Origin of the sequence: Marinobacter sp. bablab_jr008, assembly GCF_016464145.1 — a bacterium.
Classification (GTDB): Bacteria; Pseudomonadota; Gammaproteobacteria; order Pseudomonadales; family Oleiphilaceae; genus Marinobacter; species Marinobacter nauticus.
In genome coordinates, this window is sequence record NZ_JACDWW010000061.1 from 1 (window position 1) to 19,040 (window position 19,040).

Sequence of the window (19,040 nt, forward strand, 5' to 3'; positions counted from 1 at the left end):
ATCTCGCCTTTTTCAACCTGGCCTACCACCGCCAATTTAAAGGCCAGGGAATAATCTCGCTGACTCCTCCGCCTCTTCGTGTTCATAACACCCTCCACAATTTCCAGTGAGAAGGTGTAAACCTTATTCAGGACGGGTCAATGCCAACAAAAAAGCCGGAGGGGATAACCTCTCCGGCTTTTTCATGCCCGTATCGGCAACATCAGTACTTATTCTGCCTTTGAGAACAGGTGCGTGACGGTACTGAAGCCGCTCGCAATCCGGTTCTTCTCGCCCTGGTTCTTGCGACCTTTGGCCACATACAGGGGCAGCATTTCACCATACAGGCTGGTACTGATGGTTCTCTGCTCATCCTCAAGACGATCCCGGCGCAGCGTAATGCCGTACTTGCGCAGTTTGGGCTCCAGTTCGTCTGCCCGCCGGAGCAGATCTCGGCGGGTCATCTGATAGGCGTGTTCACACACCATACGGCGACTCTGGAAGCTGAACACGTTTGAGAAAAACAGCTTGGCATCATCCCGGGTAGGTTCAAACAGCAGTATGTCCTTATCGGGATAATCACGGGTATATTGAGCAATACCCGACTGCATACGGGAATAAACCATGGTCCGGAACATCTGGGACAACAGATTCGGCATTCCGGAACGGGTGAGCTCTCCCGGCTTCATGGTACCGGCGCGCACTGCGGCGCTGGCATCGATGGGCACCTGGGGGTTGACCGCCAACACCAGATCCGCACCATCTTCAAAGGCGACAGAGGCATGCAGCCCCTTTCTCAGAGTGCCATCCACGTAATAGCGACCATCAATTTCGACCGGTACGTACAGACCTGGCGACGAGGTGCTGGCTTGAACCGCCCGGGATATCGGGACGTGATCGTACCCGGGCGCCCCAAAGCAGACAGCCTCCGTGCTCTCCACGTCTGCAGCAACCACATACAGGCTGCGCTTGAGCTGGCGAAAATCATTGGTGCGGCCAAGCATGGTGAAGGCGCGTTTCAGGTACTCGTGCAACCCCTCGTTATCAAAAAGTCCGGCCGGTGCCGCCTGGGCCAGAATGGTCATGGCTTCGAGCAGGCTCTGATCGTAAGGGTTGTTCACGAACCGGCTAACCGCCGTTGAAAGCAGGCCCGGCACGGCGAGCAGCCGGCGCCCGATCTCACGCAAGGCAGGACGATAGAAGACCTCAGGATGGAACGGATGAACCTCAGCTTCGTTCCGTACGAAGATGCGGCAAAGCTGGGCCGTGGTCATCTGGTTTGCCAGGTTGGCAGCCACAAAAGAGCCAGCGTTTACGCCTACATAGACATCGATATTATTAAAATCGAGACCATCCAGAGCTTCGTCCAGAGCCCGCAGGGCACCGATCTCGTAAATGCCACCCAGAGGGCCACCACCGCCAAGGGCGAGGCCGATTCTCGGTGCTGGCTTGAGCTCGGTCGCTGTCTTCATTGCCTGTCCTTATCGGAGACTGCTGCAGGATTTCAGTTATCCAACAACCTAACAAGGGAATTTAGAGTGCGCACACTATAACCCTCACAATGCTCAGGAAACGGCCTGTTCTGCCAGTGCTGCTGACGAGGTACGGGCTGGACGCAAGTAGCGACCAAACCCGGCATTGCGTAACGCCAGATCAACACAGCTCTTGATGACATGGGGCGAATCCAGCAACAACACATCTTCCAACAGTTGAATGGCCCATTCCCGCCCCACGCTGCGGATTACGGACTTCACTTTTGGCAAACTGGCCGCGTTCATCGACAGGGAGTCATAGCCCATGGCCATCAGCAACAGAGCGCCGCCCGGATCGCCCGCCAGTTCGCCACAGATACCCACCGGCTTGCCCACCGAATGGGCATCCTGCGCCACCCGCACCAGTGCCTGAAGCACCGCCGGATGATAGGAGTGATAAAGCTGCGCTACCCGAGGATTGTTGCGATCTACGGCCAACAAGTATTGGGTCAGATCGTTGGAGCCCACTGACAGGAAATCCACCCGCTCGGCCAGCTCACGAATCTGGTAAACCGCGGCCGGGATTTCCACCATCACACCCACCTTGGGCATATGGATGTCGTAACCTTCCTCACGGACTTCGTGATAGACCCGATAGATCAGGTGCAGGGACTCCTCCACCTCAGAGATATTGCTGATCATCGGTAACATGATCTGCAGGTTGTTCAAGCCTTCGCTGGCCTTGAGCATGGCCCGCACCTGAACCAGGAAGATCTCGGGGTGGTCCAGCGTTACCCGGATACCGCGCCAGCCCAGGAACGGGTTTTCTTCCTGAATGGGGAAATAGGTCAGCGCCTTGTCACCGCCAATATCGAGGGTTCGCATGGTGACCGGATTGGGGGCAAAGGCCTCCAGCTGTTCCCGGTAGTATTCCCTCTGCTCCTGCTCGGACGGGAACCGGTCCTTGATCATGAATGGCACTTCGGTGCGGTACAGGCCGATACCCTCGGCACCATGGGAAAGAGAGCGCACAACGTCGGTCATCAAACCGGTGTTTACCAGCAGGGAGACCCGGTGACCATCTGTGGTCTCGCAGGGCTTGTCACGCAGCGCTTCAAGGCCCCGAACCAGCTCGTCTTCTTCGTCGCAGATAGCCTGAAAAAAGGTCCGGAGATCGGCCGAGGGAGACGCGAAAATCTGCCCCTCGAAACCGTCAACAACCAGCTCCCGGCCGTCGAGCTGGTTAACCGGGATATCCACCAGCCCCATTACGGTGGGAACACCCATGGCCCTGGCCAGGATGGCCACATGGGAATTGCTGGACCCCTTAACGGAAACCAGGCCGACCAGCTGCCCTTTGGGCACTTCACCGAGCATGGCCGGTGTCAGCTCTTCACTGACCAGTACGGTGCGTTCGGGATATTCCAGATGTTTCTGTTCACCTTCCTGAAGGTGCGAGAGCAGCCGGCGGCCCAGATCACGGATGTCGACCGCGCGCTCTTGCAGGTACAGATCATCCATCATCTCGAAATGACGAACATACTGCTGAACCACCTGTTTCAAGGCGCCCTGAGCCCAAACGCCTTCCCGGATTCGATTCGCCACCTCACCCGGTAGCGCCTCATCTCCCAGCATCCGCAGGTAAACATCGAACAACGCCTGCTCTTCCGGCCGGAGCTGGGACGCCAGGCGGTTGGCAACGCGTTCGATATCTTCCCGCACCGCCGAAACAGCTGAACGAAAGAGCTCGAGCTCCTGGCCAATGTCTTCGGTCGGCTTTTCCGGAACCACGTCCAGATCGGCAGCAGGATAAACCACCACGCCCGTTCCAATGGCGACACCCGGCGCGCCGGGAACACCACTAAAACTCACATCCCGCGCTTCCTCACCCGTCAGCGACAGGCCACTGATGGCCCCTGTCGCCTCGCTGTGGGCAATCACACCTGCCAATTGAGCTGAAACCGTGACCAGAAAAGCTTCTTCACCTTCATCGAAGCAACGGGAACTCTCCCGCTGCTGCACCACCAGCACGCCCATTACCCGGCGATGGTGGATAATCGGCACCCCCAGAAACGAGCGAAAGCGCTCCTCACCGGTTTCCGGGAAGTAACGATAGCGCGGGTGGGATGGTGCATCCTCAAGATTGATGGGTTCTTCACGTGAACCCACGAGACCCACCAGACCCTCGGAATAGGCCAGGCTGACCTGGCCCACGGAGTCTTTGTAAAGGCCTTCAGTGGCCATCAGGATATAGCGATTGGAGGCGGGATCCAGCAGATAAACCGAGCAGACTTCTGTGCCCATGGCCTTTTGCACCCGCGATACAATGATTTCCAACGCCTCCTGGAGATCGCGGGCGCTGTTTACCTCTTGTACTAGACTTCGCAGGATGCTCAGCATGGAGTCAGTCCGTCATTTCTGATGTTCCTTCATACGCCGTGGGTTCTCGGCCCGGTGCCACTGCTCCATGTTATGAAACAGTCTTGGAGCCAGCTCCCTCAACGCGCGCCTGTATACTTCTCGTTTGAATGAAACCACCTGCCCCAACGGATACCAGTAGCTCACCCACTGCCAGCCGTCGAATTCCGGTGAATCCGTGCCATCCACGCGTACGTGCGCGTCTGGCGATAACATCCTCAGCAGGAACCATTTCTGTTTTTGCCCCACGCATACGGGGTGCGAGTTATGGCGTACCATCCTCCTCGGAAGCCGGTAACGCAGCCAGCCCCGGGTGCAGCTGATGATTTCCACATCGCTGGCACACAGGCCGATTTCCTCTCCAAGCTCCCGGTAGAGTGCATCCTCGGGGGTTTCGTTGTGCTTGATCCCACCCTGAGGAAACTGCCAGGAGTCCTGCCCTATTCGCCTTGCCCAGAGAACTTCTCCCCTGTGGTTGGCCAGAATGATTCCGACGTTGGGTCTGAAACCGTCTGAGTCGATCACGGCACAGTCCTCGTAGTAGTCGGCTGCCGGTTATTTTTTAACCGGCGAAAATTGTCCAAGTTGCTCTCATTCTTACAGAAACCCAAGACTTCGGCAAACGGAGCTGTTGGCGGCACGTTACTGGCGTGCCGTGGTAGACTGTCGCCTTTGCCATAAGGCCTGTACGGATGGGAGGGGAAGGCTTGACGCTCGCGATTTTTGATCTGGATAACACTTTGCTGGCCGGGGACAGCGACCACGCCTGGGGCGAATTCCTGGTGGAAGAGGGCATGGTGGATGCGGAGGAGTACAAGCGGGCCAACGACCGCTTCTATCAGGAATATCTGAATGGAGAGCTGGATGTTTTCCATTACCAGCGCTTTGTACTGGCCCCCCTCACCCGCCACAATCTGGAAGAGCTTGAAGGCTGGCGGGCTGCTTTCATGGCCAAGAAGGTGCAGCCGATGATGCTGGACAAGGCGGTGAAGTTACTCGCGGATCATCGCGAGCGGGGCCACACGCTGATGATCATTACGGCAACCAGCCGTTTTATTACCGAACCTATTGCCGAAATGCTGGGAGTGGATCATTTGATTGCCACTGAGCCAGAGCTGGTGAACGGGAAATTCACGGGTGAAGTGGCGGGCACACCGAGTTTTCAGGAGGGCAAGGTGGAGCGGCTGAATGACTGGCTGACTGCCCACGGCGAGAGCCTTGAGGGCGCCTGGTTCTACAGCGATTCCCACAATGATTTGCCGCTGTTGCGGAAGGTGGATAATCCCGTGGCGGTGGACCCGGACCCTACCCTGGAGAAAACGGCAATTGAGAATGGCTGGGCGGTGATGTCTTTGCGGGATTGATCTGGGCTGGTGCTACCGGACCGGCCTGGGGCAGGGAGGGTTCTTCCGGGATACGCTGTGAATACATCCATGTACGCTCGACAAAATCATCCATGATTTTGACGATCCCGGAAGAACCCTCCCTACCCAAGGCCTAAGCTTTTATCGGGTCTGGCAACTCACAGAAATCCAGTCAACGACCGCACAAAGCAGGACTTGATATAGTCCGTCTCCGGAATGCCCGGTACGATCGGATGATCCGGCGCCTGGTGACCCTGTTCCAGCAACTGCACAAACCGATCGATCTTACGTCCGCTGCTACGAATAATATCGATCAGCTTTTCCTGGGAAAGGTGCATGGAACAGGAGGCCGACACCAATAGTCCGTCGCGCTCCAGCAGCCGGAGCCCCAATTGATTCAACCGGGCATAAGCCTGCTCACCGGCTTTCTGGTCCCGGCGGCGGGGAATCAGTGCGGGCGGGTCCAGCACCACGATGTCGAATTTTTCCTTTTCGTCCGCCAGGGCTTTCAGGGCATCAAAGGCATCGCCTTCAATGGTATCCACGTTTTCCAGCCCATTCAGTTTGGCGTTGTGGTGTACCGCATCTACAGCGGCTGAGGATGCATCCACACAGGTCACCTGGGATGCGCCGGCGCAAGCGGCCTGAATGCCCCAACCGCCCACGTAACTGAATACATCGAGAACTTTTTTGCCGGGCGCGTAGGCTTGCAGGCGCTGTCGATTCATGCGGTGGTCGTAGAACCAGCCGGTTTTCTGGCCGCCCGCCAGGGGCACTTCAAAGCGGGCGCCGTTTTCTTCCACCACCACAGTGTCGGCTTCCGGACCGTGGGCAAACTCCACGTAAGTATCCAGCCCTTCTACTTTGCGCATTTTGCCATCGTTCTTCAGCACGATGATGCGGGCATGAGCCAGGCGCTGGACGGCACGGACAATAGCCTCCTTCATCTGCTCCATGCCGGCGGTGGAGATCTGCACTACGACGACATCATCGAACCGGTCTACTACCAGGCCAGAAAGACCATCGCTGTCGCCGAATACCCAGCGATAGAAGGGTTTATCAAACAATCGCTCCCTCAGACTCAGGGCCGCCTCCATGCGATCAGTCAGCCGCTTGGGCGTCATGCCGTGAGCAGCATCACGACTGATCAAACGACCGCAGATCAGGGCATGGGGATTCACAAACGCCACCCCCATCGGTTTGTCGTTCGATGCCCGAACCTGCACCTGCGCGCCGGGCTGAAACTCCGTCAGCGGGCTGCGGCGGGTATCCACCTCGTTGCTGTACACCCACAAGTGACCGGCCCGGAGACGACGTTCTGCGCCTTTGCGCAGGTAGAGAACGGGAAAATCCATCAACGATTATTCCTCAGCGGCCACGTGTTCAGCGTAGGCAGCCGCATCCATGAGGCCCTCCAGCTCGCCTTCGTCGGCCAGCTTTACCTTGAACATCCAGCCATCGCCGTAGGGGTCTTCGTTCACGATTTCCGGCTCGTCTTCCAGCTTTTCATTGATCTCGATGACCTCGCCGGTTACCGGGCTGAAAACGTCTGAGGCGGATTTCACGGATTCTGCCACGCCGGCTTCTTCGCCGCCGTTTACCGTTGCGCCCGTTTCCGGCACACCGATGTAGACCACGTCTCCCAGCTGCTCCTGGGCAAAATCGGTGATGCCCACGGTGGCGGTGCCGTCAGCGTCAACGCGCACCCACTGGTGAGTTTCGATGTACTTCAGATCAGAAGGGATTTCACTCATGATTTGTGTGTCCTGTGATAATTTTCCGCGCAGTTTAACCGAAGAGACTAGTTCCAGCGAATGCTGCGGGCCAGCTTCACGAACGCGTTCAGATAATCCACCGCCTCGTCACGCTCCCGGAAACCCAGAAAAATCTGTTTGGGCATACCTTGTTGACCGAGTTTCAGGGCTCTGATGGGCATGTTCCGGGCATAGTCATCCACCAGCCAGCGTGGTAACGCACTCACCCCTCGCCCTGCAGCAACCATCTGCAACATGATATCGGTGGTCTCAATGGTCTTATGGCGTGCCGGTGCGGTATGCGCCGGCAGAAAAAACCGCGTGAAGATGTCCAGACGCTCTACTGCCACCGGATAAGTAATCAGCGTTTCTTTTTCGAGTTGATGCGGCTCTACCCATTTTTCATCGGCAAGCGAATGATCTTCCGACACCACCAACACCTGTTCATAATCGAACACGGGCTCAAAACGTACACCGGGCTTATGCAACGGGTCCGGGGTAACCAGCAAGTCGATATCATGACCAAACAACGCGCCCATGCCGCCGAACTGGAACTCCTGTTTCACATCCACATCGACATCCGGCCACTGCTGCAAGTAAGGGCCTACTACTTTCAGAAGCCATTGATAGCAGGGGTGACACTCCATGCCAACTCGCAAGCTGCCGCGCTGACCTTGGGCAATCTGGTGAATCTGCATCTCAGCGTGTTCAAACTGCGGCAGCAACCGGTTGGCCAATGCCAGCAACTGAACGCCAGCTTGGGTAAAACGCAACTGGCGCCCCTCGCGGAGCCAGACCGGCGTGCCCAGTTGCTGCTCCAGCTTGCGAATAGCATGGGACAGCGCCGACTGAGTGAGGTGTAGCTGTTCCGCCGCCGCCGTCAGTGAACCCTGGCGCTCCACGGCTCGCATAATCTCCAGATGGTGCCGCTCGACCATGGCCTCTCCGTGAATTTTTCTCATGATTTGGTGAAATAATACCATTTTTATTCATGTAAAAGCCCGCTTAACCTTGAGACCTCATTCAACGCACAAGATTCAAGGACTCGATCATGGCAACCACACATAACCTCGGTTTCCCCCGTATCGGTGGCCAGCGCGAACTGAAATTCGCGCTGGAAGACTATTGGGGCGGCCGGCAAACCGAACAGGAACTGGCCATTACGGCGGCCGATCTGCGCCGGCGCCACTGGCAGCAACAGGCCGGGCTCGACTATGTGCCGGTGGGCGACTTTTCCCTTTACGACCAGGTGCTGGATATGTCCGTCACTCTGGGAAACCTCCCCATCCGGGCCGCCAGCAAAGAAGGCTCGGAGCTGGATGCTTACTTCCGTGCCGCACGTGGCCGGGGTGCCAATGATAGCCCCTGCTGTGCCACTGCCGCTGGCGAGATGACCAAGTGGTTTGACACCAACTACCACTATATTGTGCCGGAGCTGACAGCTGACACTCACTTTGAACTCAATCCGGAACGACTGTTAACACAACTGTCCGAAGCACGGAAACAGGGACTCAACGCAAAACCCGTGATTATCGGCCCGGTGACCTATCTCTGGCTGGGAAAAACCTCGGATGGAAGCAATCCTCTGGATTTGCTGGAGCGCCTGCTACCGGTGTACTCCCAACTCCTGGAAGCCCTGGCGGATGCCGGTGCGGAATGGGTTCAGATTGACGAACCTGCCCTGGTCACGGATCTGGACGCCAACTGGCGCTATGCCTTCAATCTGGCTTACCACCAGCTCAAAGCGAACCGCCCGAAACTGCTATTAGCCACCTATTTCGGCGAGCTCAGGGACAATCTTCAACTGGCGTGCGAATTGCCCGTTGCAGGCCTGCACATTGATGCTATCAGCGCCCCGGCTGAAGTCAGTCGCGTGGCGGACTGGCTACCTAGCCACAAGGTGCTTTCGCTCGGGGTGGTCAATGGTCGCAACATCTGGAAATCGGATCTGAACAGCACTCTGGGCTGGTTGGAGCCCCTGAACGAAAAACTGGGCCAACGTCTGTGGCTGGCACCGTCCTGCTCGCTCCTGCATGTCCCTGTCGACCTCTCCCGGGAACAGGAGCTTGATAGCGACATCCGCAACTGGCTGGCGTTTGCGGTTCAGAAACTCGACGAACTGCAGATTCTTGCCAGAGCACTGAACGAGGGCCGCAGCAGCGTGCGCGCCGAGCTGGCAGACAATCAATTGGCCATTGATAGCCGCCGAAACTCCCATCGCGTGACCAATCCGGAGGTTCGAAAGGCCGTTGCAGCCGCCACATCTGAGCTTGGCAATCGCCAGAGCCCCTACCCTCAGCGAATCGCCCGCCAGCGGGAGAGACTAAACCTGCCCGCCTTCCCGACCACGACTATCGGATCTTTCCCACAAACCCGCGAGATTCGACAGGCGCGGCTGCAATTCCGTAAGGGCGAGCTGAGCGAACAGGCTTACATCGAACAAATGCGAGCAGAAATTGTTCGCTGCGTGGAAGCGCAGGAAAAGCTCGGACTGGATGTTCTGGTACACGGCGAACCGGAACGTAACGACATGGTGGAATACTTTGGCGAGCAACTGGACGGCTATGCCTTCACGCGCTTCGGCTGGGTTCAGTCTTACGGTTCGCGCTGCGTGAAACCGCCGATTCTGTTTGGCGATATCCGCCGACCCCAGGCCATGACCGTGGAATGGATCCGCTATGCCCAGTCGCTGACGGACAAACCAGTGAAAGGGATGCTGACCGGCCCGGTGACGATTCTGAACTGGTCTTTCGTGCGGGATGATCAGCCTCGCAAGGATTCCTGCCTGCAACTGGCCCTGGCGATTCGCGAGGAGGTTCAGGATCTGGAACAAGCCGGCGTGAACATCATCCAGATCGACGAAGCCGCTCTGCGCGAGGGCCTGCCGCTGAGACAGTCGGACTGGGCAACGTATCTGGAGTGGGCGATCAACAGCTTCCGCATCGCCGCCAACGGCGTGGATGACAGCACCCAGATCCATACCCATATGTGCTACTCGGAGTTCAACGACATCATCGAAGCCATTGCCCGTATGGATGCCGATGTCATCACCATCGAGACCTCACGGTCAGACATGGAACTGCTGGATGCTTTCCGGAGCTTTGAATACCCCAACGACATTGGACCGGGCGTATACGACATTCATTCGCCCAACATTCCGGACAAGGAACACATCATCAACCTGATGACTCTGGCGGCTGAACGTATCCCCGCAGAACGGCTGTGGATTAACCCGGACTGCGGCCTGAAAACGCGGAAATGGGAAGAAGTGACGCCGGCACTGGAAACCATGGTGGCGGCAGCGAGGGAGCTCAGAAACTAGATTTTACAAACTGCAATCTGCGGGTGCGGCCAGGAAAACGCACCCGCAGATTTAGCGGTGCGACTACCACTTGTCGAGCTGCAGGCCATGCTCTTCCAGGTAATCGCCATGCTCTTCCAGATAAGATGCTGTGGCACTGGCAAAGTCATCGGGGTCACCATCAACCTCAGTGGCTGATACACGCATCACCTCCACTGCGTTACTTCGCTGGCTCATCATCCACATTACGACCTGGCCGCCGGGGGCCAGCCCAAGTACCAGTGAGCTCCGAGGCCTCAAGCCGGTTGTTCCGTCCGGATATGAGTGTGCGGCTGGCTTACGCATCTTGTCTTGAAGACCCTCCGGAACACGAATCAACGAGAAATAGAATTTTTGCTCTGCAAATGAAAACCAATGAAGGGCGATCAGGCTGGGGAAGGGAGACATTTCGCCACCGCCAACCCGGCGGGGGCCAAATTCCCCAATCCAGCAACAAGAAACTGAACCAACAGGGTACCACCAGCTCCTTTCACCAGGTTTTTCCAATTGCAGATGCACAACCCGCATCTGGTATTGCTTAGGTGCGGCGACACCAATGTATAGCGGAGACTCGTCTTTCGTCCAAGTGGAGCAGCCGGCAATAGCAAAGGCTAGTGCGAGCATTAATGCAATCCTTAGCAATCTACACATTACGAAATCTCTCAATTGTTGGGATGGATGGTTCGCTTTCCAGAGTCTGCCGGCGCATTTGGGCTAAAGTGTCGTCCGAGACGAAAAGTGGCTACGAGGCCCTTCACCATTGTTCGAAGGGGATTATAGTTCGCTGAATAGTGAGTATATCGCTGACGAATCAGTGCGCGCTGCTCTGTGCTTAGCGAAGGGCTGTCGGAACCGGAGGCAACCTGATCAAGAATTGTTTCAGCAATTGACTCCAAATCCTCTGGCAATTTTGCCCCGTCGCTACTATTGATATCACGGAATGGGACACCGGCTTCCTTTGCCAGTTCACACATTACTTTTAACGCTATAAGTGAATACTCTCCCCGAACCTCACGAATCATTCGCAACGCCAATTCAACCCGACCGTCAGGCGCCGGATGAGATGAGACTTTTTTGTAGATTCCCAAGTAGGAATCCGCCTCAGCGCCAAACCCAGCGGTCGCTGAGTCATATCTTTCGGACAATTGATCTGGTGAACTACGCTCTCCAACCCAGCCTTCTGAGACAATTGTCGACCTGAGTTCCTCCAGATTATCCCACTGCATAGTCTGTTCCGGCCAACGATGCCGACTGGTTGGAATCAAATGGTATGGGGTCAGGAGGACATCCTCGCGTTGCGCATCTGGATAACCTCCTCCGATATCTGAATGTACACCAGGCAAAGATATTTCACGGAATGCCTCTGGCAGACTCCCATCAGCATTACGTAGGCTATTCAGGGAAAAGTTTTTCCTGACTTCGTCGGCGGCAACAATATGCACAGCGCGCTCAACATGTGCCGGGTCGAGGGAGACCCTTACAGGTTCATTCAGACTATTGCCGGGCGCAAAATCCAGCAATAACGGATTCACGATAGCCGCAACCGTATCGAATAGCCCAACAAAGCGAATTTTTGTTTCTTCAGGCCAATCAATACCCTCTTTTCGAAATGCCTCACCCAGCGCCCCACTCTGCCCCTTCTGTATTTCGTATACGGCATGACGCGCGGATGCCGCTCCGCGACTAAATCCGAACAAATCAACCTTCAGAACTCTAATCTGTCCAGGAAGCTCCAGCTCACTAACTCGGTTCGCAGCATTGGCGAAAACATCGCGAACCTGACTAACTATACCCGTCTCACCCATTCCTGAAATCGATCCAACCAGCGAATCACCTTCGCCAGTTTTAGTACCAATTCCAGGTGCATAGACCCATAGCCGATGGATTACTCGATTCCCAGACTTATCTTTAGTTTCGGCATAATGAGTAGCCAGTTTCGCCACATTACTCGGCGCATTGCCATAACTCCCACCCATTGCCAGAGACAATCGATACTCACACTCCTCCAGGGAAATATCGCCGCGCTCAAAGGCCTCAACGCACTCGGTCGCCACGCGCTCCTCCAGTTCCCTGGAGTTTTCAGCATTGTTGAGGGTGCCATCAGTAAAGATGCCGATTTCGAGATGGATTTCCGGAGGTGCTTCGGTGGTGGAAGATTCGGTCGTCTTGGTCAATGAAGACACAGGCAAGACGTTATTCGAAAATAAACTGGCTGCGCCGCCGGGTTGAACGTCTTGCCGCAAAGCCTGCTCGCGCTGTTTAAGACGATACTCCATGGCGAAAGAGCCTGAAGGCAGGCTTCCCACACCCATACTGCCCTGAGCACTCAAATCTCCCGGAGTAATACCGTGCTGATTCAGAGCGTTTACTCCGGCGATGATTTCGGGATCGACTCCGGCCTCTGTCACTTGCCAACGACCCTCGCCTCTCTCCCCCTCACGCCAACGCACGACGGGTGAGGATGGTGCTCCATCAATACTGTCAAAAACCAGAAGAAGTCGCCCATCCCGTATTTCCCGGAGGACATTTTCGATATGCGTATTGCGCTGTTCCTTAAACGCACGTGCTCCCAGACCGTAAGTTGCCGGCCGTCCAAGCAGACGCTCAAGGTTCAGGTTGGGGTCGTTCTGAATAAAACTGCGGGCTTTCTCTAAGGCAAAGAAGGGCGATTCCAGCCCTGGCAGATCTGCAGCCTGCAGATCCTGAGGTTGTATGATTTTCATTGTGTGTCATCCGTTGACGGGTGCTGATCTTCCCTGTGAAATCCCCTTCACAGGGTTGTCATATTATCAAAGCCGTCAACGTAAACCGTGATCTGCCTTCAGTCAGGCCCGAATCAGTACCCGGTACTCTTCTCATCCAGGTCAAACTCGAAACTGTCCGCTCGGCGGACTTCCGTTTTGAAGCATCCCGAGGGGTCAAGTTCCAGCCAGCGATAGCCGGGGGCCAAAGGCTCCACGGCGAAGTCGCTGGAGCCTGTGGCGAACTGGATGCAGGTGGAGGGTGTGGCCAGCAGGCAAGCACCGTTGCGCTGCTGTTCAAGCTCTTGATGGATATGGCCCCACAGCACTACCCGAACCTGCGGATGCCGGTCAATCACCTGCCAGAAGGCCTCCCGGTTTTTGAGCCCGATTTTTTCCATCCAGTCTGAGCCGATATCCACCGGGTGGTGGTGCAGGCTAACCACAGCAGGCATCTCTGGTTGCTCGGACAAAGCCCTGTCGAGAAAACTCAGCTCATCGGCCGAAAGCTCTCCAAACACCTTGCTGTGTACCGAGGAATCGAGCATGACAAACTGCCAGCCGCCCTGGATCCATTGTTTCTGATCAGAGCCGGACTCCGCCGCAATGGAAGATAAGAGCGCGGAATCGTCATGATTGCCAGCAATCCAGAGCGAGGGGCAATCAAACGCCTTCAGTTGTTCAGCGAAATAGCGATACGCCTCCGGCGATGCATCCTGGGTGAGATCTCCGGTGGCAAGAATCAGGTCGGGCTGGCCGTGATTGCGAAGCACTTCGTCAATCACCGCCGCCAGGCTGTCACGGGTGTTGACTCCCAGCAAGGCGCCATCCGCAGACGCCATCAGGTGCGGATCGGTAAGCTGCAACACATTGAGTGGGCGCGCCGTTGTGGGTTTGGTCATGCCAGGCCTGTTCTGTTTTCTGCAAGCAGTTGATAATCCAGACAAGTGTACGATGGCTTAGTTCAGATTGATTGTTCACGAATGGAAGGTGGATCACATTCTGACCAGCGGCACGCTATATTTTGCAGTATTTGACAACCCTGCCACAGGTCCGACAACCGGCTTTATAGACTTTCGGCGAACTGAGAAACCGTTCAGAGATGAGGGTTTTCAATCGATGCCTTCGCCCGCAGACCAGGCTGCATGCTCCATCGGCAGGTGCCCGAAACGCAGGCAGTAGTCCAGCCAATCGGCCAGGAAGCCGTTCACCTGAACCTTTTCATCCGGGTGATGCATAAACCGGTTCGGATAGTCATTCACGGGCGCAATCTGTCGCTGCCGGTAGCAGCTGATTACTTCGGCCATCAGGGCGTCGTGGTATACGCGCACTGTCATCCGCGGGTTATTCAGCCACCGACCACTATTGTGAACTTGTTCCAGCAACAGGGTTTCGGTGAATCTGGCCGTCTGCAGTACTTCAATCCGCACCCGGCCCAGGTACTGGTTCTCCCGGTGCAGTTCGAACTCACATACGGGCTTGCCATCCACCTCAAGCTGGCGCAGCTTGCGCAGGCGCTGATAGTTGCCGTCGCAGAGTGCCCCCAACTGGCGCAGGTCCGGCACATACTGCCTGGGCCGTTTTACCCACTCCGTCATGCTTGCCACTCCCGCCGCAAACGCTCCCGGTTCAGTTGCAGCCACTGGATGGCAATAATCGCGGCGGCGTTATTGATGCGGCCATCAGCAATCATGGCAAAGCATTCATCCGCTGACACCACGTGGCTGAGAATGTCCTCGTGCTCATGTTCCATACCGAAAACACCACCAGCCTCGGCGGTGCTGATCTGACCGCAATACAGGTGGATCATTTCCGTGGTACCGCCTGGGGACACCAGGTAATCGCAGATCTTGTCCAGGCGACTGAAACTCAGCCCAGCCTCTTCCTGACCTTCTCGCTGGGCCACCTCTTCCGGACTCTCACCATCCTCGTTCATGCCAGCAACAAGTTCCAGTAACCAGGGGGACTGGTTACGGTGGAGCGCCCCCAAACGAAACTGCTCCAGAAGTACAACCTCGTCGCGCGCCGGGTCGTATGGAAGCACGCAGGTGGCATCACCCCGGATAAACAGTTCCCGGGTAAAGACGGGCATGTCGCGACCATCGAAGCGCGGATGCGTCAGCCAGAGTTTGTCCATTCGGAAGAAGCCCTGGAACACGGTTTCACGTTTTTCGACTTTGACGTCGCTGGCGTTGAACTGGAATGGTTTTGGCATTACTTCACCCGGTTGCGCATTCGGCCTTGAACGATAGCCGGAGCCACGGCGGGGTGCAAGTTAACACCCCGCCAGGCTCGGATTCACGCCATCATGGAACCAAGTGAATGCGGGTCAGATCTTGTCGTAGATCTTGCTGCCCGATTCCACAAACTCCCGTGATTTCGCCTGCATACCGGCATCAATCGCCGACACCTCATCGATACCGTGCTCTGCCGCGTAATCCCGGACCTCCTGGGAGATTTTCATGGAGCAGAACTTGGGGCCACACATGGAGCAGAAATGCGCCACCTTGGCCGATTCCTTGGGAAGGGTTTCGTCGTGGTAGGCGCGGGCGGTGTCCGGGTCCAGGCCGAGGTTGAACTGGTCTTCCCAGCGGAACTCGAAGCGGGCCTTGGACAGCGCGTTGTCGCGGATCTGGGCGCCTGGGTGGCCTTTGGCGAGATCGGCAGCGTGGGCGGCGATTTTGTAGGTGATGATGCCGGTTTTTACGTCGTCTTTGTTGGGCAGGCCCAGATGCTCTTTCGGGGTGACGTAGCAGAGCATGGCGCAGCCATACCAGCCGATCATCGCCGCGCCGATGCCGGAGGTGATGTGGTCATAGCCCGGGGCAATATCCGTGGTCAACGGGCCGAGGGTGTAGAACGGCGCCTCGTCGCAGCATTCCAGCTGCTTATCCATGTTTTCTTTGATCAGGTGCATGGGCACGTGGCCGGGGCCTTCGATCATGCACTGGACGTCGTGTTTCCAGGCAATTTTGGTCAGCTCACCCAGGGTTTCCAGTTCGCCGAACTGGGCTGCGTCGTTGGCGTCGGCGATGGAGCCGGGGCGCAGGCCGTCGCCAAGGCTGAAAGAGACATCGTAGGCTTTCATGATTTCGCAGATGTCTTCGAAATGCTCATACAGGAAGCTTTCTTTGTGGTGCGCCAGGCACCACTTGGCCATGATGGAACCACCCCGGGAAACGATGCCGGTGGTGCGTTTGGCGGTGAGGGGCACGTGGTGTAAACGAACACCCGCGTGGATGGTGAAGTAATCCACGCCTTGCTCGGCTTGTTCGACCAGGGTGTCCCGGAAGATTTCCCAGGTCAGGTCTTCCGCAACGCCGCCCACCTTTTCCAGCGCCTGATAGATAGGCACGGTGCCGATGGGAACCGGGGAGTTGCGGATGATCCATTCGCGGGTTTCGTGGATGTTCTTGCCGGTAGACAGGTCCATCACCGTATCGGAACCCCAGCGGATCCCCCAGGTCAGTTTTTCTACTTCGTCTTCGATGGACGAGGTCACCGCCGAGTTGCCGATGTTGCCGTTGATTTTCACCAAAAAGTTGCGACCGATGATCATCGGCTCGGTTTCCGGGTGGTTGATGTTGGCGGGAATGATGGCTCGGCCGCGGGCCACTTCGTCCCGAACAAACTCGGGAGTGATTTCAGGCGGCAGGTTAGCACCGAAGGACTGGCCGGGGTGCTGGTCCGCCAGCAAGCCGTTGGCCCGGGCTTCCTGCAGTTTCATGTTTTCCCGGATGGCAACGTATTCCATCTCCGGTGTAATGATGCCCTGGCGAGCATAGTGCATCTGGGATACGTTTCGTCCGGGCTTGGCGCGCAGTGGCTTTCGCTCGTCCATAAACCGAAGGGGATCAAGCTGAGGGTCTTTCATGCGGCGGCGGGTGAATTCGGAGGTGTAGCCGTCCAGTTGCTCTACATCGCCCCGTTCGGCAATCCAGGCGGCACGAACCGGCGGCAAGCCCTTACGCAGATCAATAGTGGCTTCCGGGTCTGTGTAGGGCCCGGAGGTGTCGTACACCACCACTGGCGGGTTCTTTTCGCCACCCATTTCAGTGGGGGTGTCGCCCACGGTAATTTCCCGCATTGGCACCCGCAGATCAGGTCGGCTACCCTGCACGTATATTTTTCGTGAGCTTGGTAATGGTTTGATTGCTGCGGAGTCTACTTTTGCGGAGTCGCTGAGGTATGCTGGTAAGTCCGTCATGAAATGCTCCCGGTTGCTCTTGTGGTATCGGGTCGCGTATGACGGAGTTGCGACAAATAGCCCTACAGGCATGGTGTCGCGGTTCATCTGGCCTTAATCCCTACGCCGGTATTATCCGGATCAGGTCGCGGGTTCTGCGTTGCAATCTCAGCCGATCGCCAGTTTATGGCGAATCAGCACCCCGTCAAGACGCGATTCTGAATTGGTTTGCCCACAAAATACGTGGACTTAGCAAGTCTAGAGACGGGAACGATTATTGTCCATAATGGTCAACCAATACCTTTGGGTCATTGCCGGGCAGATTCCCGGAGTCAGTATTTCAGGAGAACCAATGAAAAAACGTTTACTTCCAGGATTGATCACCCTGCTCGCAGCCCAGCCTGCGCTTGCTCTGGATCTGATGGAAACCTACGAGAAAGCCCTGTCTTATGACTCCGGCATTGCCTCTGCCATGGCACAGTTCCAGGCACAGCAGGCAACCAGCGATGTCAGCAAGAGCGCCCTGCTGCCCAAAATCTCGGCGGTTGGGTCAGCAAGCTACACACGTTTCGAGCCCAGGAATATACCCGGGGGGGCAAACGCCGATGAGCTGACGCGGCAACTCTTCTCGGGAGACAGTTATCGAACCTACCGCTACGGCGTCGAGCTGACCCAGCCACTGTTCCGGGCTCAAGACTGGTTCAGCTACGAAGCCAGCCAATTCCAGGCCGAGGCGGCCGAGGCCCAGTACAACCTGGCCCAGCAACAACTGATTCTGGATGTGGCAACCGCCTACTTCGATGTCCTGCGCGCCAAGGACACCGTCACAACCGCAAAAGCGACTGAAACGGCCATCCAGCGCCAGTACGAACAGGCCCGGGAACGGTTTGACGTGGGGCTCATTGCCGTCACCGAAGTCTATGAAGCGCGTGCCAGCTACGACGATGCCAGGAGCCAGCGCATCGCCGCCGACAACGACCTGAATGTGGCCAGGGAACAACTGGCCCGGTTAACCGGAGAATATCCGGACGCCATGGAAAATCTCAGGCAGAATTTTCCGCTCGGGCGCCCGGAGCCCATGGATCCGACTTCGTGGGAAGCAACCGCGGTGGAGCAAAACTGGTCTATTCAGGCGGCCCTGAGGCAACTCAATGCCAGCGAAGCCAGCCTGAAAGCGGCAAAGTCCGGTCATTTGCCAACCCTTGAGCTGAGCGCCTCCTACCAGGAAACCAGTCTGGAGAACGCCCTTTTTACCCAGCAGGAGCGCAGCCAGTCCGTTGCCTCACTGTCACTGACCATCCCGCTCTACACGGGCGGCGGCACCCAGGCCGGCGCCCGGGAACAGCGTTCGCTGGTCACCGCCGCCGAACAGGACCTGAATACGGTGCGCCGGGATGTACAGGTGAACACCCGCAGCCTGTTCCTGACCGTGAACAACAACGTGGAGACAGCCTCTGCCCTTGAGCAAACCATCATCTCCCGCCGCAGTGCACTGGATGCAACCCGCGCCGGCTATGATGTAGGTACCCGGAACATTGTGGAAGTGCTGGATGCAGAACGTGCGTACTACGTGGCGCTGCGGGATTACGCCAACGCCCGCTATGACTACGTGATCAACACCCTGCAACTGAAGCAGGCGGCAGGCACCCTGAGCCCGCAGGATCTGATTGACCTGAACAACTGGCTCAGCGAAGGCGCACGGGGCATTGAAGCCCTGGCCGAAGAAGGAAAGACACTGGACGATCCGGTGCAGTAAGTCGGGCAGCTTGCAGAATATTCCGGGTGC

15 protein-coding genes and 1 riboswitch are annotated in these 19,040 nt (G+C 56.8%); of the genes, 3 read left to right on the forward strand and 12 right to left on the reverse strand.

The window, feature by feature from the left end:
* Positions 1-209 precede the first annotated feature (209 nt).
* From JIF53_RS11480 to JIF53_RS11490, 3 genes are all read right to left on the reverse strand, one after another.
* Positions 210-1,451: a patatin family protein gene (locus tag JIF53_RS11480; protein ID WP_199452527.1), complete on the reverse strand. Its 1,242-nt coding sequence runs from the start codon at positions 1,449-1,451 to the stop codon at positions 210-212.
* Between the two features lie 93 nt (positions 1,452-1,544).
* Positions 1,545-3,851 carry a phosphoenolpyruvate--protein phosphotransferase gene (gene ptsP, locus JIF53_RS11485; protein ID WP_153741315.1) on the reverse strand — a complete coding sequence of 769 codons (2,307 nt, stop codon included), beginning with the start codon at positions 3,849-3,851 and terminating at the stop codon, positions 1,545-1,547.
* A gap of 12 nt (positions 3,852-3,863) precedes the next feature.
* Positions 3,864-4,394: an RNA pyrophosphohydrolase gene (locus tag JIF53_RS11490; protein ID WP_011784333.1), complete on the reverse strand. Its 531-nt coding sequence runs from the start codon at positions 4,392-4,394 to the stop codon at positions 3,864-3,866.
* A gap of 182 nt (positions 4,395-4,576) precedes the next feature.
* Here JIF53_RS11490 and JIF53_RS11495 point away from each other — a divergent pair, with 182 nt between their 5' ends.
* The gene (locus JIF53_RS11495; RefSeq protein WP_041656166.1) at positions 4,577-5,233 is read left to right on the forward strand and encodes an HAD family hydrolase; all 657 of its coding nucleotides are present in this window, start codon (positions 4,577-4,579) and stop codon (positions 5,231-5,233) included.
* 158 nt (positions 5,234-5,391) lie between these two features.
* Here JIF53_RS11495 and JIF53_RS11500 read toward each other — a convergent pair whose 3' ends face one another.
* From JIF53_RS11500 to JIF53_RS11510, 3 genes are read right to left on the reverse strand one after another with little or no spacing between them, the layout of a single operon-like run.
* Positions 5,392-6,588 (reverse strand): class I SAM-dependent rRNA methyltransferase, encoded by a 1,197-nt coding sequence (locus tag JIF53_RS11500; RefSeq protein WP_199452528.1) that lies wholly within the window; start codon positions 6,586-6,588, stop codon positions 5,392-5,394.
* 6 nt (positions 6,589-6,594) lie between these two features.
* The gene (gene gcvH, locus JIF53_RS11505) at positions 6,595-6,987 is read right to left on the reverse strand and encodes a glycine cleavage system protein GcvH (RefSeq protein ID WP_022992066.1); all 393 of its coding nucleotides are present in this window, start codon (positions 6,985-6,987) and stop codon (positions 6,595-6,597) included.
* Between the two features lie 47 nt (positions 6,988-7,034).
* A complete protein-coding gene (locus JIF53_RS11510) occupies positions 7,035-7,925 on the reverse strand; it encodes a LysR family transcriptional regulator (RefSeq protein WP_023007627.1) in 891 nt (296 codons plus the stop codon).
* Between the two features lie 113 nt (positions 7,926-8,038).
* On the opposite strand from JIF53_RS11510, the gene metE reads away from it, so the two are divergent.
* Positions 8,039-10,309: a 5-methyltetrahydropteroyltriglutamate--homocysteine S-methyltransferase gene (gene metE, locus JIF53_RS11515; protein WP_199452529.1), complete on the forward strand. Its 2,271-nt coding sequence runs from the start codon at positions 8,039-8,041 to the stop codon at positions 10,307-10,309.
* A 63-nt stretch (positions 10,310-10,372) separates the two neighbouring features.
* Here the strand turns inward: metE and JIF53_RS11520 are convergent, their stop codons facing one another.
* The 6 genes from JIF53_RS11520 to thiC form a co-directional block, all read right to left on the reverse strand.
* On the reverse strand, positions 10,373-10,951 hold the full coding sequence (locus tag JIF53_RS11520; protein WP_199452530.1) for a DUF2931 family protein: 579 nt from the start codon (positions 10,949-10,951) through the stop codon (positions 10,373-10,375).
* Between the two features lie 38 nt (positions 10,952-10,989).
* Positions 10,990-13,050 (reverse strand): T6SS phospholipase effector Tle1-like catalytic domain-containing protein, encoded by a 2,061-nt coding sequence (locus JIF53_RS11525; protein ID WP_199452531.1) that lies wholly within the window; start codon positions 13,048-13,050, stop codon positions 10,990-10,992.
* A 113-nt stretch (positions 13,051-13,163) separates the two neighbouring features.
* Positions 13,164-13,970 carry a 3',5'-cyclic-AMP phosphodiesterase gene (cpdA, locus tag JIF53_RS11530; protein WP_199452532.1) on the reverse strand — a complete coding sequence of 269 codons (807 nt, stop codon included), beginning with the start codon at positions 13,968-13,970 and terminating at the stop codon, positions 13,164-13,166.
* Between the two features lie 210 nt (positions 13,971-14,180).
* Positions 14,181-14,666, reverse strand: a complete 486-nt coding sequence (locus JIF53_RS11535) for a DUF1249 domain-containing protein (RefSeq protein WP_023010963.1) — start codon at positions 14,664-14,666, stop codon at positions 14,181-14,183.
* The gene (locus JIF53_RS11540; RefSeq protein WP_199452533.1) at positions 14,663-15,283 is read right to left on the reverse strand and encodes an NUDIX domain-containing protein; all 621 of its coding nucleotides are present in this window, start codon (positions 15,281-15,283) and stop codon (positions 14,663-14,665) included. The genes JIF53_RS11535 and JIF53_RS11540 overlap by 4 nt, the downstream gene beginning before the upstream one ends.
* Positions 15,284-15,397: 114 nt before the next feature.
* A complete protein-coding gene (gene thiC, locus JIF53_RS11545) occupies positions 15,398-17,275 on the reverse strand; it encodes a phosphomethylpyrimidine synthase ThiC (protein ID WP_199452534.1) in 1,878 nt (625 codons plus the stop codon).
* A gap of 80 nt (positions 17,276-17,355) precedes the next feature.
* Positions 17,356-17,469: riboswitch (TPP riboswitch) on the reverse strand.
* Positions 17,470-17,606: 137 nt separating this feature from the next.
* Here thiC and JIF53_RS11550 point away from each other — a divergent pair.
* Positions 17,607-19,010 carry a TolC family outer membrane protein gene (locus tag JIF53_RS11550; protein ID WP_199452535.1) on the forward strand — a complete coding sequence of 468 codons (1,404 nt, stop codon included), beginning with the start codon at positions 17,607-17,609 and terminating at the stop codon, positions 19,008-19,010.
* The last annotated feature ends 30 nt before the right edge of the window (positions 19,011-19,040 follow it).